This is a genomic window from Rhizobium sp. FY34, from assembly GCF_005222845.1.
Classification (GTDB): Bacteria; Pseudomonadota; Alphaproteobacteria; order Rhizobiales; family Rhizobiaceae; genus Neorhizobium.
Map to the genome: position 1 here is coordinate 31,405 of NZ_STFZ01000014.1, position 23,302 is coordinate 54,706.

General features: G+C 60.5%; 25 protein-coding genes and 2 riboswitches. Of the genes, 10 read left to right on the plus strand and 15 right to left on the minus strand.

Translation table 11 applies throughout. The features are described from left to right. Window positions 1-106: 106 nt before the first annotated feature. From E8M77_RS11040 to E8M77_RS11055, 4 genes are all read right to left on the minus strand, one after another. On the minus strand, window positions 107-664 hold the full coding sequence (locus E8M77_RS11040) for a TetR/AcrR family transcriptional regulator (protein ID WP_137130699.1): 558 nt from the start codon (window positions 662-664) through the stop codon (window positions 107-109). After that, window positions 664-1,191: an HPP family protein gene (locus tag E8M77_RS11045; RefSeq protein WP_246659221.1), complete on the minus strand. Its 528-nt coding sequence runs from the start codon at window positions 1,189-1,191 to the stop codon at window positions 664-666. Before E8M77_RS11045 ends, E8M77_RS11040 begins: the two co-directional genes overlap by 1 nt. 163 nt (window positions 1,192-1,354) lie before the next feature. After that, entirely contained in the window at window positions 1,355-1,732 is a 378-nt protein-coding gene (locus tag E8M77_RS11050) for a PIN domain-containing protein (RefSeq protein ID WP_137130700.1), read from the minus strand. Then, complete coding sequence (locus tag E8M77_RS11055) at window positions 1,729-2,019, minus strand: type II toxin-antitoxin system prevent-host-death family antitoxin (RefSeq protein ID WP_137130701.1); 291 nt, start codon at window positions 2,017-2,019, stop codon at window positions 1,729-1,731. Before E8M77_RS11055 ends, E8M77_RS11050 begins: the two co-directional genes overlap by 4 nt. 261 nt (window positions 2,020-2,280) lie before the next feature. Then, window positions 2,281-2,523, plus strand: a riboswitch (cobalamin riboswitch). A gap of 185 nt (window positions 2,524-2,708) precedes the next feature. On the opposite strand from E8M77_RS11055, the gene E8M77_RS11060 reads away from it, so the two are divergent. Genes E8M77_RS11060 through E8M77_RS11070 form a run of 3 tightly spaced genes read left to right on the plus strand, consistent with a single transcriptional unit; the run spans window position 2,709 to window position 5,541 of the window. Continuing rightward, window positions 2,709-3,743, plus strand: coding sequence for an ABC transporter substrate-binding protein (locus E8M77_RS11060; protein WP_137130702.1), 1,035 nt, complete (start codon window positions 2,709-2,711; stop codon window positions 3,741-3,743). 23 nt (window positions 3,744-3,766) lie between these two features. After that, complete coding sequence (locus tag E8M77_RS11065; RefSeq protein ID WP_137131078.1) at window positions 3,767-4,765, plus strand: iron ABC transporter permease; 999 nt, start codon at window positions 3,767-3,769, stop codon at window positions 4,763-4,765. Next, window positions 4,762-5,541 (plus strand): ABC transporter ATP-binding protein, encoded by a 780-nt coding sequence (locus tag E8M77_RS11070; protein WP_137130703.1) that lies wholly within the window; start codon window positions 4,762-4,764, stop codon window positions 5,539-5,541. The genes E8M77_RS11065 and E8M77_RS11070 overlap by 4 nt, the downstream gene beginning before the upstream one ends. A 44-nt stretch (window positions 5,542-5,585) precedes the next feature. Here E8M77_RS11070 and E8M77_RS11075 read toward each other — a convergent pair whose 3' ends face one another. Then, window positions 5,586-6,245, minus strand: a complete 660-nt coding sequence (locus E8M77_RS11075) for a peroxiredoxin (RefSeq protein ID WP_137130704.1) — start codon at window positions 6,243-6,245, stop codon at window positions 5,586-5,588. Between the two features lie 239 nt (window positions 6,246-6,484). Between E8M77_RS11075 and E8M77_RS11080 the strand changes: the two genes are divergently transcribed. The 4 genes from E8M77_RS11080 to atzF all read left to right on the plus strand — a co-directional run bounded on the left by E8M77_RS11080 (window position 6,485) and on the right by atzF (window position 10,708). Beyond that, window positions 6,485-7,000, plus strand: coding sequence for a MarR family transcriptional regulator (locus E8M77_RS11080; protein WP_137130705.1), 516 nt, complete (start codon window positions 6,485-6,487; stop codon window positions 6,998-7,000). 83 nt (window positions 7,001-7,083) lie between these two features. Further along, window positions 7,084-8,022, plus strand: a complete 939-nt coding sequence (locus E8M77_RS11085; RefSeq protein WP_137131079.1) for a glutaminase — start codon at window positions 7,084-7,086, stop codon at window positions 8,020-8,022. Window positions 8,023-8,308: 286 nt separating this feature from the next. Next, window positions 8,309-9,283: a threonine/serine dehydratase gene (locus E8M77_RS11090; protein WP_137131080.1), complete on the plus strand. Its 975-nt coding sequence runs from the start codon at window positions 8,309-8,311 to the stop codon at window positions 9,281-9,283. A gap of 114 nt (window positions 9,284-9,397) precedes the next feature. Beyond that, entirely contained in the window at window positions 9,398-10,708 is a 1,311-nt protein-coding gene (atzF, locus tag E8M77_RS11095) for an allophanate hydrolase (RefSeq protein WP_137130706.1), read from the plus strand. 25 nt (window positions 10,709-10,733) lie between these two features. Here atzF and E8M77_RS11100 read toward each other — a convergent pair whose 3' ends face one another. The 10 genes from E8M77_RS11100 to E8M77_RS11145 form a co-directional block, all read right to left on the minus strand. After that, complete coding sequence (locus E8M77_RS11100) at window positions 10,734-11,384, minus strand: GntR family transcriptional regulator (RefSeq protein WP_246659222.1); 651 nt, start codon at window positions 11,382-11,384, stop codon at window positions 10,734-10,736. A 28-nt stretch (window positions 11,385-11,412) separates the two neighbouring features. Next, window positions 11,413-11,787, minus strand: a complete 375-nt coding sequence (gene hpxZ, locus E8M77_RS11105) for an oxalurate catabolism protein HpxZ (protein ID WP_137130707.1) — start codon at window positions 11,785-11,787, stop codon at window positions 11,413-11,415. Then, window positions 11,787-12,575 (minus strand): 5-formyltetrahydrofolate cyclo-ligase, encoded by a 789-nt coding sequence (locus E8M77_RS11110; RefSeq protein ID WP_205910472.1) that lies wholly within the window; start codon window positions 12,573-12,575, stop codon window positions 11,787-11,789. Before E8M77_RS11110 ends, hpxZ begins: the two co-directional genes overlap by 1 nt. Then, on the minus strand, window positions 12,568-13,251 hold the full coding sequence (locus tag E8M77_RS11115; protein ID WP_137130708.1) for a cysteine hydrolase: 684 nt from the start codon (window positions 13,249-13,251) through the stop codon (window positions 12,568-12,570). The genes E8M77_RS11110 and E8M77_RS11115 overlap by 8 nt, the downstream gene beginning before the upstream one ends. A gap of 10 nt (window positions 13,252-13,261) precedes the next feature. Beyond that, a complete protein-coding gene (locus E8M77_RS11120) occupies window positions 13,262-14,803 on the minus strand; it encodes an ABC transporter ATP-binding protein (protein ID WP_205910473.1) in 1,542 nt (513 codons plus the stop codon). Then, the gene (locus tag E8M77_RS11125) at window positions 14,800-15,534 is read right to left on the minus strand and encodes an isochorismatase family cysteine hydrolase (RefSeq protein ID WP_137130709.1); all 735 of its coding nucleotides are present in this window, start codon (window positions 15,532-15,534) and stop codon (window positions 14,800-14,802) included. Before E8M77_RS11125 ends, E8M77_RS11120 begins: the two co-directional genes overlap by 4 nt. A gap of 9 nt (window positions 15,535-15,543) precedes the next feature. Beyond that, entirely contained in the window at window positions 15,544-16,476 is a 933-nt protein-coding gene (locus tag E8M77_RS11130; RefSeq protein WP_205910474.1) for an ABC transporter permease, read from the minus strand. After that, window positions 16,473-17,582, minus strand: a complete 1,110-nt coding sequence (locus E8M77_RS11135) for an ABC transporter permease (RefSeq protein ID WP_137130710.1) — start codon at window positions 17,580-17,582, stop codon at window positions 16,473-16,475. The genes E8M77_RS11130 and E8M77_RS11135 overlap by 4 nt, the downstream gene beginning before the upstream one ends. Window positions 17,583-17,896: 314 nt before the next feature. Beyond that, window positions 17,897-19,003, minus strand: coding sequence for a BMP family ABC transporter substrate-binding protein (locus tag E8M77_RS11140; RefSeq protein ID WP_137130711.1), 1,107 nt, complete (start codon window positions 19,001-19,003; stop codon window positions 17,897-17,899). A 327-nt stretch (window positions 19,004-19,330) separates the two neighbouring features. After that, window positions 19,331-20,107 carry a DUF1194 domain-containing protein gene (locus tag E8M77_RS11145; RefSeq protein WP_137130712.1) on the minus strand — a complete coding sequence of 259 codons (777 nt, stop codon included), beginning with the start codon at window positions 20,105-20,107 and terminating at the stop codon, window positions 19,331-19,333. A 268-nt stretch (window positions 20,108-20,375) separates the two neighbouring features. Next, window positions 20,376-20,483, plus strand: a riboswitch (guanidine-I (ykkC/yxkD leader). A gap of 73 nt (window positions 20,484-20,556) precedes the next feature. Between E8M77_RS11145 and E8M77_RS11150 the strand changes: the two genes are divergently transcribed. The 3 genes from E8M77_RS11150 (at window position 20,557) to E8M77_RS11160 (ending at window position 23,300) form a co-directional block, all read left to right on the plus strand. Next, a complete protein-coding gene (locus E8M77_RS11150) occupies window positions 20,557-21,630 on the plus strand; it encodes a putative urea ABC transporter substrate-binding protein (protein ID WP_137130713.1) in 1,074 nt (357 codons plus the stop codon). Between the two features lie 66 nt (window positions 21,631-21,696). After that, complete coding sequence (locus tag E8M77_RS11155; RefSeq protein ID WP_137130714.1) at window positions 21,697-22,515, plus strand: ABC transporter permease subunit; 819 nt, start codon at window positions 21,697-21,699, stop codon at window positions 22,513-22,515. Then, window positions 22,512-23,300: an ABC transporter ATP-binding protein gene (locus E8M77_RS11160; protein ID WP_137130715.1), complete on the plus strand. Its 789-nt coding sequence runs from the start codon at window positions 22,512-22,514 to the stop codon at window positions 23,298-23,300. Before E8M77_RS11155 ends, E8M77_RS11160 begins: the two co-directional genes overlap by 4 nt. Window positions 23,301-23,302 lie beyond the last annotated feature (2 nt).

A 23,302-nucleotide genomic window follows, 5' to 3' on the forward strand; every position in this document is an offset into this window, starting at 1 on the left:
TCTGCCACCATTCATTTCTGAACCTCCAGCAATTGCAGCAATGCTGTAATTGCTGGATAGGCGCCTGACGAGGTAGGCGGCGGAAAGACCTATACACGACCTTTCTTCAGTCCATGCGGCATCGCTGGGCCAGACCTTTTATGATCACAGTAAACCGCTGGTCGTCATCAAGTGCACGCGCAAGCACAATTGCACCTTGAATGCCGCCGACAACCTCGGTGGCGACATTCTCGGCCTCGATTTCTGTCATGCCTGCTCGGCTTAACGCGCTGCCAAGTGCGTCAATCCAGCGCTGGAAATATCCACCTACAGCCTTCGAGAAACGATCACGGGTTTCATCCATGGCGAAGGCGCCAACCAGACAGATGCGGCGCCCTGAGTGGAAATACTGTTCGACGCTGGCAAACATGCTTTCGATTGCCTGTGCGGGTGGTTCCTGCATCAACGGGATAAAGACTTCGGTCTCGAACCAGTCCCGAATATGTCCAAGGACGGCTTCTGCCATTTCGTCCTTTCCGCCGGGGAAGAAGTGGTAAAGACTGCCTTTGCCGAGTTTGGTATGCGCGGTAATTCGCGCGATACTGGCGCCTTCGAAGCCAAAACGCCGGAAGACCTCTCCGAGAGCGGGCACAACATCATGTCGCTCGGCAATGAGGCGCGCCATCAGTTTTTCCTCGCCGGATAGATGTTTCCGCTCAATTTGTGGAACAGCGCTGCCACGCACACAAGCACGATTGTACCGGATAGCACCGGCAGGAAGAGAAAGCTGAAATCTGGATCAGTGGCAAACACCACAAGCGGATCGGCGCCGGCTGGAGGATGCGTGACGCGCAGCATTGCCATCAATGTAATGGCCAGGCCGACTGCCAGGGCTGCCGCCCACCATTCATTCGGAAGGAGAAGGCGCAGTATCAGGCCGACCATGGTCGCGACGAAATGTCCGCCAATCACATTGGCCGGCTGTGACAGAGGGCTGCCTGGAACAGCAAACATCAAAACGCAGCTTGCGCCGAACGGTGCCATAATGAGTGGGCTATGCATATAGTGGGTCAGTGCACCGACCACGCCTATGGCGATCAGGCCGCCTATCCCGGCCAGCAGCGCAGTGTGGATGGGTTGCGGGGGCTGGTGGCGAGCGAAGAAATTTTTCATATTTGTACCGATTGGTAATAGTTGTATCGATAGGTACAATGGCGGAAATCGAAATGCAAGGCCATGCTGAGTGCTCCGAGATCGCATTTGCATCTGATTGCCGTTTCAACGGTAAATTCGGGGACACCACAGGGCGGGGACTGCTGTCCTTTCCTCAGGCCCATGCGTATTTCGTCCGGCGACCAAGAGGTCGTGGGCTCTTTTACCAGACCCGTTCCTGCAGAATCGTGTCGAATGCGGTATCGAGGGAGATGAGGGCGCAGCACTCCAGTCTCGTTTGGGCGGCGAGTAGGCGGTCCCACGGGTCGCGATGCTGCCAATCAAAGGCAGCGGCGAGTTCGGCATGCAGATCGCTGATAGCGATCGTCTGCAACCCACTGGCACTCACTGCGGTGCGCAGTTCCTGGGGTTTCAGATCGAGTTTGTTCAGCCGCATTTTGTTGTTTAGTTCGTAAAAGGATACCGCGCTGACCAGGATCGTGTTGCTCTTATCCTCGATCAGTGATCGCGCTCTTGAAGACAGGCGATCACTGCCAATCGTCCACCAGTAGACGGCATGGCTATCGAGCAGGAATTTCACAACTTGCCCTCCGGCGGGAGCGGCTTGCCTTGCCAGATCCCGACCGCATCATTCCAGTCACCGGCATCAATCGCGGCCTGTTCCGCATCGGCTTCATTGAAAATGTCGTCCGGAAGGCCGCGATGGCGCAGCAGGCCGAAGGGCCGTTTGCCGCCATCGGCCGGGCTGATCCGGGCATAGACCTCGTTGCCTCGCATGATGATGATTTCTTCCCCCTGATGAGCGCGTGCCAGGACTTCTGCGAAATTCCTGCGCGCTTCGCTGATCTTGTAGCGGGTTTGCGACATTGGCTCATTCTCCGGGGATAGTGTCGCTGACGCTAACATGCGCGCTGGGGGCGTACAACATAGATGTACGCTTCTTCTGCGGCGGGGTCAGCTTCCGCCTGCGCAACGTCACCGGCTGCCAATCCACAGAGCGCCACCAGTGCCCTTTACAGATCCTCCTGTGCAGGATATTCGTAATGATATTACATTACACAATCTATGGATGGACTGATGATGCTTTCCCTTTATCGCTGTTGAGCGCTTGACGGCTGATGGCCGGGCGGCTTAACTGACCCTGATGGTTCCCCACGTCCGGCTTCGGACCGAAGGGATTAATAGGGAACACGGTGCGGATGCGTAATGCGTCTTATTCCGTGGCTGCCCCCGCAACTGTAAGCGGATGCCGATCATCCTTGTGGTGCCTTGACAAAAAGCACCATGCCACTGCGCGCCAAGGCGTGCGGGAAGGCAGATGAGAGGCGCTAACCGCAAGTCAGGAGACCTGCCATCCAAATTGAAATCCAACGTCACGGGCGGGGATGCCCGGAACAGGAGCTGACTATGACCAGAATTCGCATTGGCAAGCGACAAGCGCTTTGCCGCCACCATCATCCCGGCCGTGGCGCTGCCGGCTGTCATCGTGACGATTGACAGCCTTCGTCTTCACCCATCTTTGCCCGCCAGGGGCTTTTTCCGGGATTTTTAAAAACATGACATTCTCCATCACGCACTTTGTGCGCACGGCCGCTTGCGCCCTTTCTCTTTTGACGGGCCTTTCAGTCTCCAATGTGTCGGCGGCTGAGACCCGCTATCCTCTGACCTTGCAAAATTGCGGGCGCCAGATCACCTTTGCCAAGCCGCCGCAGCGCGCAGTCTCGCTTGGCCAGAGTTCGACGGAAATTCTCTATCTGCTCGGGCTTTCCAAACAGGTGGTTGGCACGGCCGTGTGGCTTGGCCCGGTTCTCAAGGGCTATGAAGAGGCCAATGCCACTGTGCCGCGGCTCGCCGACAATGATCCGAGCTTTGAAAGCGTCATCGGCAAGAAGCCGGATCTGGTCACCGTGCAGTTCCAGTGGCATGTCGGCCCCAAGGGCACGGTCGGCACGATCGCGCAGTTTCAGGATCTCGGCGTGCCGGTCTATACCTCGCCCTCCGATTGCATCGGCAAGGACAATTCGTCTGGCGGCGATGGCGTGCGCGCCGATGCTTTCACCATGGACCTGATCTATCAGGAAATCCGCGATCTTGCCGCGATCTTCAATGTTGGTGATCGCGGTGAAGAGGTTGTGGCTGATCTGAAGGCCCGCGAAGTGGCGGCGCGCAATCAGGTGGCCGCCGCCAAAGGCAAGCTCTCGGCCGTCTTCTGGTTTTCCAGCGCGCAACTGGCGGTCGATCCCTATGTGGCCGGCAAGAATGGGGCGCCAGGCTATATTATGGCCGCACTCGGCATCCGCAATGTCGTTGAAAGCGACGAGGAATGGCCGACCGTCGGCTGGGAGACCATTGCCAAGGCAGATCCCTCGTTGATCGTTGTGGCGCGCATGGAGCGTCGTCGTTTTCCAGCTGACGATATTTCCGTGAAGTATGACTTCCTGAAGAGCGACCCGGTCGCAAGCCTGATGCCGGCGGTGAAGGCCGGGCATGTGGTCGAGCTTGATGCCCAATCGATGAACCCGACCATCCGCACGATCGATGGCATCGAGGCGCTGGCCTCGGCGATTTCCAAGGCGGGTCTTTCGCGGTGACGCAGAGCCGGATCCCTGCACGGCTGGGGGCAGCGCTTGCTGCCCTCGTTCTTCTCATCATCGCGCTCTGGTTCGGGGCAGCCATCGGCGAGACCGCCATTCCCTTTGATGCGGTGGCCAAGACCGTCGCCAATCGTCTGTTTCAGGCCGGCTATCCGCTCGACCCGATCGATGAGGGAATTGTCTGGAGCTATCGTCTCAGCCGGGTGGTGGTGGCCGCCTGCTGCGGGGCAGCACTGTCGCTCTCGGGCGTCGTGCTGCAATCGCTGCTGCGCAATCCGCTGGCCGATCCCTATGTGCTCGGCATTTCGGCGGGTGCCTCCACAGGCGCTGTGTCGGTTGCCATTCTTGGGCTCGGGGGAGGGCTGATCGGCCTGCCGCTCGGCGCCTTTGCTGGCGCGCTCATCGCCTTCTGTCTTGTCAGCCTGCTCGCCATGCGCGCCGGGCGTGGATCGGCGGCGATCATTCTGGCCGGCATTGCCGGCTCGCAGCTCTTCCATGCGCTCACTTCCTTCGTCGTCACCAAGGCTGCCAATGCCGAACAGGCGCGGGGTATCATGTTCTGGCTGCTGGGCAATCTCTCGGGCGTGCGCTGGCCGGATGTCGGCCTGGCGCTGCCGGTCGCCATTCTCGGCCTCGTTCTCTGCCTCGGCCAGGCTCGCGCGCTCGATGCCTTTGCCTTCGGCAAGGAATCGGCGGCGTCGCTCGGCATTCCGGTGCGCCGTGTCTATGTCATCCTGATTGCCACCACGGCGATGATGACGGCGGTCATGGTGTCGCTGGTCGGCTCCATCGGCTTTGTCGGCCTGGTCATTCCGCATGCCACGCGCATGATGGTTGGCGTGCGCCATGGCGTACTTCTGCCGGCCGCCGCCATTGTCGGCGCCATTTTCATGATCGGCGCCGATGTCCTGTCGCGTATCCTGGTGTCCGGCCAGGTCCTGCCCATCGGCGTGGTGACGGCCCTTTTCGGCGCGCCGGCCTTTGCCCTTATCATGAGCCAAAGGAGGGCAAGCCTGTGAAGGTCAGTGCCCATAATCTCTGCCTGACAAGCGGTGGCGCCCAGATCGTCGAGGATATTTCCTTTGAAGTTGCCTCGGGCGAATTTTTCGGCCTTATCGGCCCGAACGGATCTGGCAAGACCAGCCTGATCTCCATGCTGGCGGGCCTGCGCAAGCCGCGGGCCGGACGGGTGGCGCTCGATGGTATCGATCTTACGGATCTTGCCCGGCGCAAGCTTGCGCAGCAGCTGGCCCTCGTGGAACAGCAGGCGGAAACTTCCGAGCGCATGAGCGCCCGCCAGGCCGTCGAGCTTGGCCGAACGCCCTATCTCGGGCTTGCCACGCCCTGGTCTCTGGCCGATGACCGGATTGTCGATCAGGCGCTTGCCGATGTCGGCATGGCGCATCTGGCGTCGCGCAACTGGCATACGCTGTCGGGCGGCGAGCGCCAGCGACTGCACATCGCCCGCGCATTGGCACAGGCGCCCCAGGTGCTGGTGCTGGACGAGCCGACCAACCATCTCGATATCGGTCATCAGATCAGCCTGCTCGATCTGGTGCGCCGTCTGGACCTCACCGTCATTGCCGCGCTGCACGATCTCAATCATGCAGCCATGTTCTGTGATCGTATCGCCGTGATGAAGGCCGGGCGTCTGGTGGCGCTTGGCCCTCCGGCAGAGGTGCTGACCGTCAAGCTGATCCGCGAGGTTTTCGAGGTCGAGGCGGTGGTCGAGCGGGGAGACGGAAACACGTGCTCCATCCGTTTTTGCGCCAGCGCAAAGCTTGCCGCGGAATAGAAAGAGAATGCGGGGCCGGCAGTTGCCTGCGGCCCCGCAATCGGTCAGGCTGCGGGCTGCTTGGTCTTACGCAGATAGGGCAGCACCGTATCGAAGGACCCGAAGCGGGTTAGCGCATCTTCGTTGGACACGGCGGCGGTGATGATCACGTCATCGCCGTTCTGCCAGTTTGCCGGCGTTGCCACCTGGTGCTTTGCCGTCAGCTGGATTGAATCGATGGCCCGCAGGATCTCATTGAAATTGCGACCTGTGGTCATCGGATAGGTAAGGATCAGCTTGATCTTCTTATCCGGGCCAATGACATAGACCGAGCGCACGGTGGCATTATCGGCGGGCGTGCGGCCTTCCGAGCTGTCGCCGGCGCTGGCCGGCAGCATGTCATAGAGCTTCGCGACCTTCAGGTCCTTGTCGCCAATCAGGGGGTATTCCACATCAAAACCGGTGGCGGTGTGGATGTCGGCTTTCCACTTGGCGTGGCTTTCCACCGGATCGACCGAGATGCCAATGATCTTGACGCCGCGCTTGGCAAATTCGCCCTGAAGCCCGGCCATGGCGCCCAGCTCCGTGGTGCAGACGGGCGTGAAGTTTTTCGGATGCGAGAAGAGTACGGCCCAGCCGTTTCCGATCCATTCGTGGAAGGAAAGCGGACCGACGGTGGTTTCGGCGGTGAAATCCGGGGCAATATCATTGATGCGCAGCGACACGGGCTTAAGCTCCAGTTGCGGGTTCTTCTACCGTCAACATAGGTAAAAGCGCCGCGTATGCGAGAACGAGTTTTGCGAATTTTCGCCCTGTGCCGCAAACTCATGCTTTTTTCTCGCAAGGTCGCTCTGCATGTGCTGTCGTTTGCGGGGTAGAGCAGACAGGCGATGCGAAACCTTTGACATTTGAAATATCGGTTCGTACAGCTTGGTAAAAATAGACCGAGGGGCAGGTTCATCGCATGGCAGACTTGGATGCAGAAGCCGTCGATATCGAGATCATCGCGCATGGTCCCAATATTCGCAGCAAGCCGGAAACGCGGCTTTGGTTGCGGCTTTTATCAACCACAAAGCTCATTTCTACGGAGATCCGCAAGCGCCTGCGGGCGGAATTTGGCGCCACCCTGCCGCAGTTTGATCTCATGGCCCAGCTGTTTCGGGAAAAGGAAGGCTTGCGGCTTGGTGAACTGTCCAAGCGTACCATGGTCACCAATGGCAATATCACCGGGCTTGTCGAGCGTCTCGAGGCAGACGGCCTCGTGCTACGCGAAACGCCGACCGGTGACCGTCGCGTCACGGTGGCGAAACTGACGCCCGAGGGTGCAAAGGTGTTTGCCGCCATGGCCGCCGCGCATGAGATCTGGCTGCGCGACCTGATGGGTGATGTCGATCCGCAGCTGATTACCAGCCTCTGGTCGCAGGTGGGCGAAATCAAGGCTTCGGCCACCAATCATATGACGGGCACGGCCGAGGATTGATCCATGCTGCGCTTGCGAAGACGGCGCGGATGCGACAATAGATGGGCATACGACTAGATCCATTTTCGGAGACGACGACCGGCATGGTAGACCTTCAGGCGATCGTGGACGACATTCACCGGACGCTGACGCCGCGTATCGGCGAAGGCAAGGTTGCCGACTACATTCCTCAGCTTGCGCGTGTCGATGCGGCGAAGTTCGGCATGTCGGTGATCGATCTGGATGGCCGTGTCTACAAGGCCGGCGATTGCGACGAACCCTTCTCCATTCAGAGTATTTCCAAGGTCTTCACCCTGACGCTGGCGCTTGGCAAGCATGGCGAATCCACCTGGAACCGCGTCGGTCGCGAACCGTCCGGCTCGGCGTTCAACTCCATCGTCCAGCTGGAACATGAGAACGGCAAGCCGCGCAATCCCTTCATCAATGCCGGCGCAATCGTCGTCAGCGATCTGGTCCTGGCCGGCCACACGCCCCGCGAGGCGATCGGCGAGATCGTCCGTTTCGTGCAATATCTGGCCGATGACACATCGATTGCGATTGATCCGGATGTGGCAAAATCCGAGACGGCGACAGGCTATCGCAATTTCGCGCTCGCCAATTTCATGAAATCCTATGGCAAGCTCACCCATGCCGTCGATCATGTGTTGGGCGTCTATTTCCATCAGTGTGCGCTTGCCATGAGTTGCACGCAGCTTGCCCGTTCCGGCCTGTTTCTGGCCGGCAATGGCAAGAACCCGATCACCGGTCATACCGTTGTCTCCAGCCAGCGGGCGCGGCGTATCAATGCGCTGATGCTGACCTGCGGCCATTATGATGGGTCTGGCGATTTTGCCTATCATGTCGGCCTGCCGGGCAAGAGCGGTGTCGGCGGTGGCATCCTGGCGGTTGCGCCCGGTCGCGCTTCGGTCGCCGTCTGGTCTCCGGGCCTTAACCACAATGGCAATTCGCTGATCGGCTCTCTGGCGCTGGAAATGCTGGCCGCCCGCACCGGATGGTCGGTGTTCGGCGCACCGGCAACCTGAACGTTCTTCCGGGAAGAACTGTTTTCCGATAATGTGTTATTTCTGATGATTTGCCCTTGTCATTTGACAGGTCTCGCATATTTGCGGATCCTGAGCCCTGCGCAATCTTGCGGGTGACCATGCCCGCACCGGAACATCCCCCTTCCCTGGGAGATGCGGCAAGGGGAGGGGGAGCGCAATGCTCCGCCTCCCCGGATTATCCGCTCTGACAAAACCATTGCCTGGCGGTGGAGAGCGTTCTAACCTCCCCGGCAATTGACTGATTTCCATGGCATTGGGGCTTGAATTGACCGATATCCGTATGATTGAAGCGGCGCGCGAGCGTCTGGCCGGCCGCGAACTGAGGACACCATTTCTGTCTTCACCCTTCCTCGACGAAATTGCTGGCCGCCGCGTTCTGGTAAAACCGGAATGCCTGCAACGCACCGGCTCCTTCAAGTTTCGCGGCGCCTGGTCGGCCATTTCGGCTCTGGAGCCTGAGATCCGTGCAAATGGCGTTCTTGCCTTTTCATCCGGCAATCATGCACAGGGCGTCGCCTTGGCGGCACGCATGCATGGCATTTCCGCCGTCATCATCATGCCCGCCGATGCGCCACGCCTCAAGATCGACAATACCCGCGCCTATGGCGCCGAGGTGGTTCTCTATAACCGCGAGACCGAGGATCGCGATGCGCTGGGTGCAGCACTTGCCCATGAGCGCGGCCTGTCTCTCATCAAGCCCTTCGATGATCCTTTTGTGATTGCCGGCCAGGGCACGGTCGGTCTCGAAATCGCCGAACAGGCGAGGCTTGAGGGGATCGGCGAGGCCGATGTGCTGGTCTGCTGTGGCGGGGGTGGTCTGACCGCCGGCATCGCACTGGCGCTCGAGGCCCATGCGCCCGGCTTGAAGGTGCGCCCGGCCGAACCCGCCGGATTTGACGATACGGCACGATCATTGGCGAGCGGCCGCATCGAGCGCAATGTGCGGCTCGGTGGGTCGGTTTGTGATGCGATCATCACGCCGCAGCCGGGAAACCTCACCTTTCCCATTACATCAAGGCTTTGCGGACCCGGTCTCGTGGTCAGTGATGACGAAGCGCTTCAGGCCGTGGTGCTGGCCTATACGCGGCTAAAGATCGTCGTGGAACCGGGTGGTGCCGTGGCGCTGGCCGCCGCTCTCTTCCGGCGGGACGAGCTGGATGGCGACGCGGTGATCGCGGTCTGCTCGGGCGGAAATGTCGATCCGGACGTGTTTCAGGCGGCTCTTGCCCGATACGCCTGACCCGCTGATCGCGTGATCCTGCATCAATCTGAAACTTGCCTCTGTTCTCAACATCAGAATGCGCTACTGTAGTGCAGGTTTACTCATTGATGCTCGATCCAGCAGGTTCCTTCGATGCAGTTGGCAGTCCGGTTCCAGCCCCGTTACGCCCTTGATGCCGTTGCCGCATTTTACGCGCAGCTGGAACCCATGCGCGACAGGTCCGTCTTCATTGCCGTGAAAAGGCGCCAGGCGGCGCTGGCCGAAGCCGAGCGGCTGGAGGGTGAAGACCTGTCGGAGAAGCCACTTTACGGGCTGCTATTTGCCGTCAAGGACAATATCGATGTCGAAGGCATGCCGACGACGGCAGCATGCCCCGCTTTTTCCTATATGCCTGCGCAATCGGCGCAGGTCGTCAAGCGGCTGGAGGAGGCCGGGGCCATTGTCGTTGGCAAGACCAATATGGACCAGTTTGCCACGGGTCTTGTCGGCGTGCGCTCGCCCTATGGTATTCCGCAAAACGCGCTACGGGCTGATCTGGTGCCGGGGGGCTCCAGTTCCGGCTCCGCGGTGGCTGTTGCCAAAGGCTTCGTCGATTTTGCGCTCGGTACGGATACGGCCGGTTCCGGTCGCGTTCCTGCCGGCATGAACGGCATTGTCGGGCTGAAACCATCGCTCGGCCTGATTTCCTCCACGGGCGTTGTGCCGGCCTGCCGGACGCTGGATACGGTATCGATTCTGGCGCGCGATGTGGATCTTGCCTTTCGGGTTCTGGAAGTCTCGGCTGGATATGATGCGCAGGACCATTTTTCGCGCGCTTTGCCGGTCCCTGTCCTGCAACGCCTGCCGTCGCGCCTGCGCATCGGTGTTCCGGCCGCCGCAGACCGGCAGTTCTTCGGTGATGAGGCGGCGGAAGCGGCCTATGCCGCAGATCTCGCCCTGTTGCAGACCCTCGGCTACGAACTGGTGGAGATCGATTTCTCGCCCTTCCATGCGGTGGCGCGCCTGCTGTACGAAGGGCCATGGGTGGCCGAACTCTATGCGGCGATCCGCTCTCTTATCGAAAACAATCCTTCAGCTCTTTTGCCGGTAACCCTCAGCATCATCGGTCCTGCGCGAAACCTCTCGGCAGTGGATGCCTTTGAGGCGCTCTACCAGTTAAAGGCACTGAAGCGCAGTATCGAGCCTGTGATGGACAGTGTGGATTGCCTGGCTGTGCCGACCATTCCCCGTTTCTATCGCATCCTGGAGGTTGCCGAAGAGCCTCTGATCCACAATGCCAATCTCGGCACTTATACCAATTTCGTCAATCTGCTCGATATGGCGGCCATCACGCTGCCGGTCGGCCTGCGCGCTGATGGTCTTCCCTCCAGCCTCACCTTCATTTCCGGGGCGGGACGAGACGGATTTCTGGCGGCGCTTGCGCTACGGATCGAACGGCGGTGAACTGGCGGCTGAACCGAAACCCGCTCTAGCCGCCCACCAGAAGATGATAGGCGTCCTCCACCTGGGCGATATGGGTGTGCATCATCCGTTCCGCCTCGGCCTGGTTGCCGCGCAGGATTGCCTCGACGATCTCCCCATGTTCGGCATGTGAGCGGGAAAGACGGCCAAGCGTTGCAAACTGCGCGCGCCGAAACGGCTGCAGGCGCTGGCGGGTCGAATGGGTGATTTCGGTCAGATAGGGGTTATGGCTGCCGTGATAGATGGCGCTGTGAAAGCGCTCATTCGCCTGAATATAGGCGTGCCGATCACCCGAGGAGACGATAGCCGCCATTTCGCCATGCAGCGTATCGAGCCCGTCGCGTTCCTGCGGTGTCATGCGCAGCGCGCTCATGCCGGCGCAGAGCGCTTCCAGATGGCCCATCAGTTCGAACATGCCGGCAAGCTTTGCCTCGTCCGGCTGGGCCACCACCGAGCGCGCATGCGGGCGCTGCTCTACAAGGCCGCTGGCCGCCAGCAGTCTCAATGCCTCCCGCACGGGCGTGCGCGAGACAGTGAATTCGGCCGCCAGCTGCGTCTCGTCCAGCACGGTGCCGGGGGCAAGATCGGCCTTGATGATCCGTTCGGCAAGCTGCCGGCGAATGTCTTCCGTCGATGTGCGAGGCGTCTTCTTCAGCACGCGCGATCCGTCTTCCTGCTGTCTCTTGTCATTCCGGCATCATGCTGACATGGGCAGCGACGACCTTCCAGCCATCGGCTGTACGCGCCCAGCTCTGCATCTGCCGGCCGATCTGGCCGGGTAGATCCGGCCGGATGAACAGCGTCGATGCCGTGGCAAAATCGCGTCCATAGGTGGTGACCACGGTGCGTTCCAGACGGCGCTCGAACGGCACTTGGCTTGACCGGAAGGCGCTGACCTCGGCAAATCCATGCTGCACATCCGCCACCCCGTAGCGCACGGTGGCCGGACTGTCGAGAAACATCGACAGCAGGGTTTCATTGTCATTGGCCAGCAGGGCTGCCTCGTAGGCTGCAAAGATTTCGGCCACTTCAGCCTGCGTTTCGGGGTGATTGATCTGCATCAGCCGGTCTTTCTTCGCGCAAGCATGCGGGTCTTCAGTTCCGTGAGAAACGGGATGTTTTCGAACTGGTCCGGCCGTACCCGATCCCAATCGACGCCTGTGGGGCGCGGTTGGCGATTGCCGGTGATGATCAGCTCGCTTTCCGTTGCCACCATGTCGAGCGGTGAATCATGGCTTTCGATCACCACATCCGCGTCATCGACGAGTTGCAGGGAATGCACGGTGGTGACGAGCGGTGTGTCTTCGCTGATAATGCCCATCTCGCGAAAGATGGCCGTTTCCAGATCTGCAAAACCTGCACCCTTGCCGGTACGACCGCCGGCGCGCGACACGGCCACCGAGCCAACCACGCAGAAATCCAGCTGTTCGATATCCTCAAAGCCGATGCGCTCGCCATGCTCGACAAAGCCCTGGGCGACGGCAGCAAGCTCGAAGGAAATGCCCTTTTCTACCAGTATCTTTGGGTCCAGCCGCAGATAGGGGAAGTCTTTCGTCAGATAGGGCACCGGTGCATAGACAGTCTTGCCCTCGTAGAGCGCGCGCAGCCGGATGGGGATCTGCGGTGCATCGGGATTGGTCTTTACTGTCCGTGCCCGTTTCCAGGCATCCGTTCCGGCCAGCCGCCAGGCGGCGACATCGGCGCCGACGAAATTCGGGATCATGCTCCAGGCAGGGCCAATGGCGACGCCATTGTCTTCAAGCGCCGTCCAGATGCGGTTTCGCACCACATCCTTTGCCGTATTGCGCCCGGCCCAGCGGCCTTGCGCTCCGGTCATCGTCTCAGGCATGGGCAAGCTCCCGGAGAATGGCGCCTTCAAGCTCTGCCAGGGGCGTTGCCCAGCCGACAATACCGCCCTGCGCGGTGATCATCTCGATGGCGGCGGTCTTGAACTGCGGAAAATAGCTTTCCGTCGCATCCTCGATCAGCAGGCATTCATAACCCCGGTCATTTGCCTCGCGCATCGAGGTCTGCACGCAAACCTCCGTCGTTACCCCGGCAAATACCAGATGCGTCACGCCCTTGTTGTCGAGGATGGACTGGATATCGGTGTTCCAGAACATGCCCTTGCCGGGCTTGTCGATGACGACCTCGCCCATGATCGGTTTCAGCGCATCAACGATCTGGTTACCCGGTTCGCCGCGCACCAGAAGCCTGCCCATCGCGCCTTCCTCGCCGATCTTCAAGGGTGCATCGCCGCGCGCGATCTTCGAGGGCGGGCAGTCGGAAAGATCCGGCAGATGCGCCTCGCGGGTGTGGATCACCGGCCATTTCTTGCGGCGAAACAGTTCGAGCAGATCGGCAACCGTCGGGATGATCGCGGCAAGCCGCGTCACATCATTGCCGAGCGCATCGCCGAAGCCACCTTTTTCGATGAAATCGCGCTGCATGTCGATGATCACCAGCGCGGTTCGGCCGGGCATGAAGGAAAACGGGTAGGGGCGTGCGGGAATGGAGATGGTCATGGATCTGCCCCTAATGGCCGGCCATATGCTGGCCAATGATGTTGCGGTCCGTCTCCTCGATGGGGGAAACGTAAGCGATCGTGCCGCCGGACATCACCGCCACGCGGTCTGCCAGTTCGAGGATCTCGTCGAGATCCTCCGACACCAGTAGCACGGCTGCACCGCGATTGCGTGCTTCCATGATCTGGCTGCGGATATCGGCCACAGAGGCGAAATCCAGGCCGAAGCAGGGATTGGCGACGATCAGCACATCCACATCACCGGAAAGCTCGCGCGCCAGCACTGCGCGCTGCACATTGCCGCCCGACAGCGTCTCGATCGGTGCATCCGGTGAGGTGGTCTTCACCCGGTAGCGGGCAATCAATTCCTCGGCGCGGGTGCGCATCGGGCCTTTCGACATCCACCAGCCAAGGCTTGCAATCGGCGGCTTGTCGAAGGAGCGGAAGGCGATGTTTTCCGCTACGCTCATGCGCGGCACGGTGGCATTCTTCAGAGGCTCTTCCGGCAGGCCGAACACTTTGAACCGGTCGAAATTGCCGCGGCTTGGCGTAAACAGCTGGCCGCGAATGGTGATTTCACCATCCGTCAGCACTCTCTGGCCAGCCAGAACCTCGACAAGTGCGCTCTGGCCATTGCCCGAGACGCCGGCAATCCCGACGATCTCGCCGCCCCTGATCTTCAGGTTGACGCCCTGTATGGCCGAAAGTCCCGCATCGTCTTGCGCGCAAAGGCCGGCAAGCTCCAGCATTTCCGGCTTGCCTGCCTGCACCGCACGGGCGGCGCGCTCGCGCACTTCCGTATCGCCGATCATCATGCGGCTCATCTCCTCGACCGGCGCCGATTTCGCATCGCCCTCGCCGGTCAGGCGGCCCCGGCGCAGCACCGAGAAGCGGTCGCAGAAGGTTTTTACCTCGCGGAACTTGTGGGAGATCATCAGAACCGTGATTTCGCCGCGATCGCACATGCCGTGCAGCAGCCCGAGCATTTCATCGGCCTCGCCGGGGGTCAGAACGGAGGTGGGTTCGTCAAGGATCATGAAGCGCTGGTCGAGATAGAGCAGTTTCAGGATTTCCAGTTTCTGCTTTTCACCGGCCGACAGCGAAGACACCGGCGCATCGAGTGCCACGCGAAAGGGCATGGTTTCCATGAAGGCATCGAGCGTGCGGCGCTCTTTCGCCCAGTTGATGATGGCTGGCGTATCGGCGCGCGAGATGACTAGGTTTTCCGCCGCTGTCAGGCAGGGCACCAGGGTGAAATGCTGGTAGACCATGCCGATGCCATGGGCGCGGGCATCGCGCGGCGAGCGGATCGTCACCTCCGCACCGTCCAGCATGACCTTGCCCTTGTCGGGCGAGTAAAACCCCATGATGCATTTGACGAGCGTGGATTTCCCCGCACCATTTTCGCCCAGCAGCGCATGGAATGAGCCGGCTGCCACATCGATGGAGACATCGCCAAGGGCTGTGAAGGCACCGAAGGTTTTCGTCATGCCGAGAGCGGAAAGCGAGGGGGCTTTCTTGAGCGAGTGGGTTTCGGTTGCCAGCGCGCTCATGAGCGACCCTCCGGCAGGGCCGCGATGAAGTCCGCCGAGTTTGATACTGCGCCGAACACGCCGCCCTGCATCTTGATCATGTCTATGGCGGCGAGATGGTTTTCCACCTTGGTGGCCGCGCAGCAGTCTTCCAGCAGCAGGCATTCATAGCCGCGATCATTGGCGTCGCGCATGGTCGTGTGCACGCAGACATCGGTCGTCACGCCGGTGAACACAATGTTGCGGATGCGCTTCATCTGCAGGACGAGTTCGAAATCGGTGGCGAGGAACGTGCCCTTGCCAGGCTTGTCGATGATCGCTTCGCCCGGTTCCGGTTGCAGTTCCGGGATGATTTCCCAGCCCGGCTCGCCGCGCACCAGAATGCGGCCGCACGGTCCCTGATCGCCGATGCCGGCGCCGATGCGCTGCGAGCGCCAGCGCTTGTTGGCCGGCAGGTCCGACAGGTCCGGCTTGTGACCTTCGCGCGTGTGAATGATCGGATAGCCCTTGGCACGCATGGCCGTCAGCACACGGGCGATCGGTTCGATCGGTGCGCGGGTCAGCGAAATGTCATAGCCCATACTGTCGACATAGCCGCCCGGCGCACAGAAATCCGTCTGCATGTCGATGACGACGAGGACGGTATTGTGCGGTCCCCAGTCGCCATCGAAGGGCCAGGGATAGGGATCGGCGTCAAGTGTCGTTGCGCCGGGGATCAGGGCATTGTCGATGCGTTCGTCGAGTGACTTCATCTGATGACCTCACTTGGTGATCGAAAGTTCGCCCGGAGCCTCACGTGCGGCGGCCTTCGAGCGGGCGGACGCAACCATGATGAAGAGCGTGAGGATGTAGGGAGCGGCGTTGAAGAAATAGTAGCCTTGAGAAATGCCGACCGATTGCAGCGAAGGGCCGAGTGCGCCGGCGGCGCCAAACAGCAGTGCGGCCAGAATGCAGCGCAACGGCCCCCAGCGGGCAAAGATGACAAGTGCCACAGCCATCAGCCCCTGTCCCGAGGACAGGCCCTGGTTCCACGAACCCGGATAGTAAAGCGACAGGAAGGCGCCGCCGATACCGGCAAGGAAGCCGCCGATGGCGGTTGCGATGAAGCGCACCAGATCGACCGAGACGCCCATGGCCTTTGCCGCCGGCGCGCTGTCTCCAGTCATGCGGATGATGAGGCCGAAGCGGGTGTTGCGGAAGGCCCACCACATGAAAATGGCCAGCGCCACGCCGACGAAGAACAGCGGGTTGACCTCCAGCGCTTGGGCAAGGCGCGGATCGCCGGTCCAGTCACCCAGATGGATGGCTTCCAGCCTGGGGGCCTGCGGCTGGATATAGGGCTTGCCGAAGAAGAAGGCGAGGCCGGTGCCAAAGCTCAGGAAGGCAATGCCCACCGCGATATCATTGACCTTGGGCAGTTTGCAGATGAAGCCATGCAGCGCACCCAGCACCAGGCCCGCGCAGCCGGCATAGAAGACGCCGGCCCAGGGGCTGCCTGTCAGAAAGGAGCCGGCATAGGCCACCATGGCGCCCAGCACGAGGCTGCCTTCCAGCCCCAGATTGATGCGGCCGGATTTCTCCGTCAAGCATTCGCCGAGCGCCACGAACATGAAGGGGGTGGAGACGCGGATCGCGCCGCCGAGCATGGCAATGAGCGCGGTGACCAATGCGCCGTCGCTGATGGTCTCGTTCATGTGCGTTCCTCCGCGCGTTTGGGCTGAAAGAAGGGAATGCGGCCGTAAAAGGTCTCGCTGGTCAAAAGCACGACGAAGATGAGACCCTGCAGCACCAGAACCGTCGCATCCGGCATGCCCATGCGCCGCTGGATGACGCCGCCGGCAGCAGCCAGCGCGCCAAACAGGATCGCGACCGGAATGACGGCAAGCGGCACCTGACGGGCGAGAAAGGCCACGAGAATGCCGGTAAAGCCATAGCCCGCCACGAGCGAGGCATTGGCCTGTCCATGCACGGCGGCCACCTCATAGAAACCGGCAAGCCCCGCGCAGGCGCCGGCCAGCAGGCAGCAGACAACGATGAGTTTTCCGACGGGAAGCCCCTGGGCAAGCGCTGCGCGCGCATTGCCGCCGGTCACACGTGCGGCAAAGCCGAACGTGGTGCGTGTCATGATGACATGCAGGGCGACGGCGAGGATAAGGCCGGCGGCCAGCCCCCAATGCACATCCGTACCGGGAATGGCACCGATGCGATAGGCATCGCCGATCGGCATGGTGGAGGGCTTGTTGGCCGATGCCGGATCGCGAAGAACCCCTTCGACGAAGAAGTTCATCGTGGCGATGGCGATATAGGATAAAAGCAGCGAGGAAATGGTTTCGTTGACGCCGCGGTAATAGCGCAGCCATCCGGCAAATCCGATCCACAAGCCGCCGGCCAGCATGGCGGCCATGGCCATGAGTGGCAGCGTGAGGAAGGGTGGCACGCCGGCCGTCACCAGCGGAATGGCAATCGCTGCCGCGGAAAGCCCGCCCAGCACCAGCGCGCCTTCACCGCCGATCATGGTCAGCCCGATTCGGGCGGGAATGGCAAAGGCAAGGCCGGTCAGAATGAGGGGAGCCGCCCGCTGCAGCGTGTTTTGCAGCGAGAAACTGGAGCCGAAGCCGCCGACCCAGATCAGTTGGAAAAACATCAGCGGCGATTTGCCGAGCGCAAGCAGAAAGAGCGAGAACAGCAGTGCCGAGACGGCAAGCGCTGCCACGGGAATGAAAATGGATTCGGCAAATTTGAGCGTGCCGATGCTGGGTCGGCGCTTCATCGACGCCATCGAAAGAGGTTGAACCGTCATGTCTGCCACCTGCACTCTCCTCTCTCATTGGCGATCTGCCCGGAGGATGGGCGAATCTGCCTTTTGATGGTTGGGCCGGTTGATCTGGCCCACGCCGCTGGCGAACCTATTGGCGGCGATCACTTTGGGCTGAAGACCCCCTCTGGCCTGCCGGCCATCTCCCCCACAAGGGGGGAGAAGACTTGCTGCGCCGCCTTGCCCAAATCAGTACAACGACGTTGCGGCAGGGTAGCCCCTCCCCCTTGTGGGGAGGGGTTGGGGAGGGGTTTTGATCCATGTCCAAAGCCCGGTCCGTCTGTCCTTCGCAGGCTAGCTCAGGTGATCGAGCCCTGAACGCCCTCCAGCAGCCAGTTCATGCCGTCGAGATAGGGGTCGTAATTGTCATAGGTCTTATCGACGACGACCTTGCCCTGGTTGTCCTTCAATGTGCCCTTGTAGATCGGCGCGCCAGCCTTCAGGGCGGCCATTGCCGCATCGGCTGCTTTCTTCGCCGCGTCGGTTGCACCGGCGCCATAAGGTGTGGAACGCAGCATGTCCTTGTCGAAGCCGCCGACGAGGAAGTTCGGCAGCGTTTTCTTGGCGGCGATATCGGCGGCAAACGACTTGTAGATCGTCTCCCACTTGTATTCGGCGCCGGTGATGAAGCCCTTGGGCGCCAGCGGTGCCTGCGAGGCATTGTGGCCAAGGCTTTTCACGCCGCGGGCTTCTGCCGTTTCGATCACCACTTTGGGGCTGTCGACATGGCAGGTCACGACATCGCAGCCGGCATCGACCAGCGCATTGGCAGCCTCGGCTTCGCGCACCGGCATCGACCAGTCACCGGTGAAGATGACGCGTACGGTGGCGGCCGGATTGACCGAGCGTGCGCCTAGGAGAACCGAGTTGATGTTGGAGAGAACCGAGGGAATTGGCTTTGCGGCAACAAAGCCGATTTTGCCGCTGGCCGAGGACAGGCCGGCTGCCACGCCGTTCACATAATGCGCCTGGTTCAGATACGGGAAGTAGGAGCCGGCATTCTTCGGATCCTTGTCCTTGCTCCACAGCGGGGCGGCGTGACGGAACTCGACGTCTGAATGCTTCTTGGCAAGATCGACGACAAAGGGATTATAATAGCCGAATGAGGTGGCCAGGATGAGGTTGGCGCCATCCAGATTGATCATCGACTCGATCGACTTGGAAACGGCATCCGTTTCCGGTACGTTTTCCTCTTCGATGACCGTGACGCCGGGGACTTGCTTCAATGCAGCGGCGGCTACCGCATGCGCCTGGTTCCAGCCGAAATCATCGCGCGGGCCGACATAGACGATGCCGACGGTAACGGCGGCCTGAGCCCGCGCCAGGCTGAAGGGCAGGGCGCTGGCCGCGACACCGGCCAGACCGGTTTTCAAGAGTGCACGGCGAGACATTTCAAAGCGTGACATTGGCAACTCCCCTTTTGTTTGGATCCGTACGGACCTTTCTTCAGGAGATAAGCAAAGGCTGTGCCACGCGCAGTATTGGCTTGTGAAATACTCAAGTCTTTGAAATTGTTGGCGAGGCTAGGGGAGGGGTGGCTGCCAATTTGGCCATATAATGAGCAAATTTTTAACGTGGTTTATAAATTAGGCAATTAGTTCCTTGTTGCATACAATTGGAAGTCGATGAAGTCGCAGTTTTGGCGACGTGCTTTTATGCGTCGTAGGGTGGTTCTCACTCTCTGTCAGGCTGACTTGGCTTTGATGCGGGGTCGCGGTCTTGCTGGAACCTCGTCAGCGGTCGAGGAATTGCTGCCATTGAATTTCACCGATCAGGCAGTCCATCTTCGGCTCGGTGGCGATGCGTTGCACCAGCGGTTCCGGCTGTCGGTCGCTGACCTCCAGCACCAGCTTGCGGCGGATGGCGGTGGCAAAATCCTTGGCGTCACGCACCGGCAGGACGAAGGAGCCTGGCCCGCCGATGACGCAATCCTTGTAATACTTGTCGAGGCCGCTCGATGTGCCAGAGGGGCGCAGCATGATGGCAAGCCCGTTGATGATGATGCCGGCCTCCACCGCCTTGTCGCGTACCGGCTCGACGGCTTCGCCAATATTGTTCGGTCCGTCGCCAGAGACATCGATCACCCGGCGCATGCCCTGGAAGTCGTTGTTCGTGAGGGCGGTGGCACCATAGCTGATGGCAGCGGAAATCGAGGTGCGGCGCTGCGTGTCGATCGGCCGTGCCGCAAGCTTGTCGGCAAAGGCCTTGGCATCCTCGGCGTTCTCGATCACCTGCCAGGCAAGCACTGAGCTTTCATCCACCTCGCCCGCCCATTCATAATAGGTAATGGCGATCTTGCCGATCAGGCCGCCGCGCACGGCATTGATGAAATCCGGGTGGTTGAGCGCGCTGACATAGCCTTCGCGCTGTATGCGGACCTCCTCATAATCCATGGATCGGGATGTATCGACGGCAAGGACGAGTTCCACGTCCACTTGATTTCCGGAAAGCGCGACCGTTTGAGACTGTCCGCCGGTGAGGCTGAGGAGCATTGCAAGTGTGGCAAGCATGGCATTCCCGTCACAAGCACTCGAATGACCGGAACTGTAACACAGGTTTCACAAAGGGCGATCAGGCTGCCGGATCAAAATGTCACGTTTCAGTGAGTGCTGATGAATGACGTGTAAACGCTCACTGCGCGCCTGATGCATCTTTTGTCGAATTGCATATTAGTTAGGCATTTCTGGATGTATTGTGTGCAGGATTGGCTTTTGAAGCCGGTCGAACCCCGCATTTCTGGCCGTTTGCGGTTGGCACGGCTGTTGCATCGGCCCTGGCAGAGTTAGCAGCTAGGGTTCCGGCATCAAACGATGTGACTGGTCCGAGAGCGGCTACCGGCGGAGAAACATTCCGCCGGGTGCACGGCGGGACAAAAGCCCGGGAGACCTCGCAAGCCAAGGGATTGGCGCGATGGTCCATGCCGATCCCTCTTTGAGATGAGCCAAAAGGGGAATTGCACATGCAGACGTTTTCAAAGCTTCTTTCCATGACTGCGCTTTCGGCAGCGCTGATGCTGTCCGGGCTTTCGGCGGCGCAGGCCGCGCCCAAGAAGGATTTCAAGGTTGCCTGGTCGATCTATGTCGGCTGGATGCCCTGGGGTTATGCGGCCGATCACGGCATCGTCAAGAAATGGGCCGATAAATACGGCATCAATATCGAGGTTACCCAGTTCAACGACTATGTGGAATCGATGAACCAGTACACGGCCGGCGCCTTTGACGCCGTGACGCTGACCAATATGGATGGTTTGTCCATTCCAGCCGCCGGCGGTGTCGATACCACTGCCGTCATTGTCGGCGATTTTTCCAATGGCAATGATGCCGTGATCTTGAAGGACAAGGCGAGCCTTGCCGATATCAAGGGCCAGAACGTCAATCTGGTTGAGTTCTCCGTCTCGCATTATCTGCTCGCCCGTGCGCTGGAAAGCATTGGCGCCTCCGAGCGCGACGTGAAGGTGGTCAATACGTCTGACGCCGATATGGTCGCCGCCTACCAGACCCCGGATGTCAGTGCCGTCGTCACCTGGAACCCGCTGGTCTCAACCATTCTGGAAAACAAGTCGGCCAAATCCGTATTCGACAGCTCGAAAATCCCCGGCGAAATCATGGATTTGATGGTCGCCAATTCGGATGTGTTGAAGGATAACCCGAATTTCGGCAAGGCGCTGGCCGGCATCTGGTATGACACGATGAAGGTGATGACCGCCGACAGCGCCGAAGGCAAGGCGGCCCGCACGACCATGGGCGCGGCCTCCGGCACGGATCTCGCCGGTTTTGAAGCGCAGATGGCAGCCACCAAACTGTTCGATAAGCCAGCCGATGCCGTTGCCTTCACCACCTCGCCGAACCTTCCCAAGACCATGGATCTGGTGCGCACCTTCCTGTTTGAAAAGGGGCTTCTGGGCAGTGGTGCTGCGTCTGCCGATGTCATCGGCATTGAAATGCCGGATGGCAAGGTGCTGGGCGACAAGGCGAATGTGAAGTTCCGCTTCACGGCGACCTATATGGATGCCGCCGCCAAGGGCGCTCTCTAAGCCTTGTTTTGAAACGCAGGCGCATTCATGCGCCTGCCCCTTTCGCCAAACATCAAAGAGATGCCGATGCGCTGGATCAATTCACGCCCCGGAAATGGCGCTCGCCTGGCCCTTGCCCTCCTGCCATTTTTGGTGGTGGCGGTGGCCTATATGGTGGGCTCTGTCGAGCGGCTGGCGGAAAACCCCAATGACAAGCTGCTGCCGGGACTGGCAGCCCTGGGCGATGCCATCAACCGCATGGCTTTCGTTCCTGATCCGCGCACCGGCGATTATCTTCTCTGGTCGGATACGGGTGCAAGCCTCACGCGGCTTGCCGCAGGGCTTGGCATTTCCACCGCGATTGCCCTGCTGCTTGGCCTTGTGATCGGCATCCTGCCGTTTGCGCGCGCTGCCCTTTCGCCCTTTGTCGGGGCAATTTCCATGGTGCCGCCGCTGGCGCTTCTGCCCATCCTCTTCATCGTGATGGGACTTGGCGAGGCGTCCAAGATCGCCCTCATCGTGATTGGCGTTGCCCCCATCATGGTGCGCGATCTGGCGCTGACGGCGCTGTCTCTGCCGCGCGAGATGATCGTCAAGGCCGAAACCTTGTCGGCCTCGTCCTGGCAGATAGCGCTGCGCGTCGTGCTGCCGCAGATCCTGCCGCGCCTCATCACCACGCTTCGCCTGCAGCTTGGCCCTGCCTGGCTGTTCCTGATTGCAGCCGAAGCGATTTCTTCTGATAGCGGGCTTGGCTACCGCATCTTTCTCGTGCGTCGCTATCTCTCGATGGACGTGATCTTTCCCTATGTGGTGTGGATCACGCTGCTCGCTGTCTTGACCGATTTCCTGCTTGATCGGCTGCGCATTGCCGTCTTCCCCTGGTCTGAACTGGAGAAGGGCAAATGAGCGCGCTATCCGTGAAGAATCTCTGGAAGGAATATGGCGACCAGATCGTTCTCGAAAATGTCTCTATCGAAATTGAGACGCGCGCCTTCGTGGCGCTGGTCGGCCCGTCCGGCTGCGGCAAATCTACCTTCCTGCGCATGCTGCTTGGCCAGGAGGTCCAGACAAGAGGCGAGATCCTGCTGGATGGGCAGGCTCTGCCGAAAGAGCCGGGGCCAGATCGTGGCGTCGTCTTCCAGCGCTATTCGGTGTTTCCGCATCTGACGGTGCTCGGCAATGTGATGTTCGGCAAGGAATTGCAGGCCTCGCGCCTTGCTGCCCGCCTGTTCGGCTCCGTCCGCCGCGTGGTGGAAGAGGAAGCCCGTGCGATGATTGCCGCTGTCGGCCTGATGGGGTCGGAGGATAAATACCCGGCGCAGCTTTCCGGCGGCATGCAGCAGCGTCTGGCGCTGGCACAGGCGCTCATCATGCGGCCAAAGGTTCTGTTGCTGGATGAGCCCTTCGGCGCGCTCGATCCGGGCATTCGCGCAGAAATCCACGTGCTGATGAAAAAGCTCTGGCACGAGGCACCGATGACCGTGGTGATGGTGACGCATGATATGCGCGAGGCCTTCACGCTTGCCACCCGCGTGGTTGCCTTTGAGCGCCCACGCGACCGGCCTGAGGAAAAGCTGCGCTATGGCGCAACGATTACCCGCGACATCACCATCTGGCCGCCGAGACAGGCAGGTCAGGCTTCCCTTTTTCGCCCAGACCGGGACGGCCCGGTCTCTTCAAAGGGTCAATAGCC

Excerpts from the sequence above, each read along its gene's own strand:
- E8M77_RS11040 (WP_137130699.1), bottom strand. The coding sequence starts at position 664 with ATGGCGCGCCTCATTGCCGAGCGACATGATGTTGTGCCCGCTCTCGGA.
- E8M77_RS11055 (WP_137130701.1), bottom strand. The coding sequence starts at position 2,019 with ATGTCGCAAACCCGCTACAAGATCAGCGAAGCGCGCAGGAATTTCGCA.
- E8M77_RS11060 (WP_137130702.1), top strand. The coding sequence starts at position 2,709 with ATGACATTCTCCATCACGCACTTTGTGCGCACGGCCGCTTGCGCCCTT.
- E8M77_RS11080 (WP_137130705.1), top strand. The coding sequence starts at position 6,485 with ATGGCAGACTTGGATGCAGAAGCCGTCGATATCGAGATCATCGCGCAT.
- E8M77_RS11085 (WP_137131079.1), top strand. The coding sequence starts at position 7,084 with ATGGTAGACCTTCAGGCGATCGTGGACGACATTCACCGGACGCTGACG.
- atzF (WP_137130706.1), top strand. The coding sequence starts at position 9,398 with ATGCAGTTGGCAGTCCGGTTCCAGCCCCGTTACGCCCTTGATGCCGTT.
- hpxZ (WP_137130707.1), bottom strand. The coding sequence starts at position 11,787 with ATGCAGATCAATCACCCCGAAACGCAGGCTGAAGTGGCCGAAATCTTT.
- E8M77_RS11110 (WP_205910472.1), bottom strand. The coding sequence starts at position 12,575 with ATGCCTGAGACGATGACCGGAGCGCAAGGCCGCTGGGCCGGGCGCAAT.
- E8M77_RS11115 (WP_137130708.1), bottom strand. The coding sequence starts at position 13,251 with ATGACCATCTCCATTCCCGCACGCCCCTACCCGTTTTCCTTCATGCCC.
- E8M77_RS11120 (WP_205910473.1), bottom strand. The coding sequence starts at position 14,803 with ATGAGCGCGCTGGCAACCGAAACCCACTCGCTCAAGAAAGCCCCCTCG.
- E8M77_RS11125 (WP_137130709.1), bottom strand. The coding sequence starts at position 15,534 with ATGAAGTCACTCGACGAACGCATCGACAATGCCCTGATCCCCGGCGCA.
- E8M77_RS11130 (WP_205910474.1), bottom strand. The coding sequence starts at position 16,476 with ATGAACGAGACCATCAGCGACGGCGCATTGGTCACCGCGCTCATTGCC.
- E8M77_RS11135 (WP_137130710.1), bottom strand. The coding sequence starts at position 17,582 with ATGACGGTTCAACCTCTTTCGATGGCGTCGATGAAGCGCCGACCCAGC.
- E8M77_RS11140 (WP_137130711.1), bottom strand. The coding sequence starts at position 19,003 with ATGTCACGCTTTGAAATGTCTCGCCGTGCACTCTTGAAAACCGGTCTG.
- E8M77_RS11145 (WP_137130712.1), bottom strand. The coding sequence starts at position 20,107 with ATGCTTGCCACACTTGCAATGCTCCTCAGCCTCACCGGCGGACAGTCT.
- E8M77_RS11150 (WP_137130713.1), top strand. The coding sequence starts at position 20,557 with ATGCAGACGTTTTCAAAGCTTCTTTCCATGACTGCGCTTTCGGCAGCG.
- E8M77_RS11155 (WP_137130714.1), top strand. The coding sequence starts at position 21,697 with ATGCGCTGGATCAATTCACGCCCCGGAAATGGCGCTCGCCTGGCCCTT.
- E8M77_RS11160 (WP_137130715.1), top strand. The coding sequence starts at position 22,512 with ATGAGCGCGCTATCCGTGAAGAATCTCTGGAAGGAATATGGCGACCAG.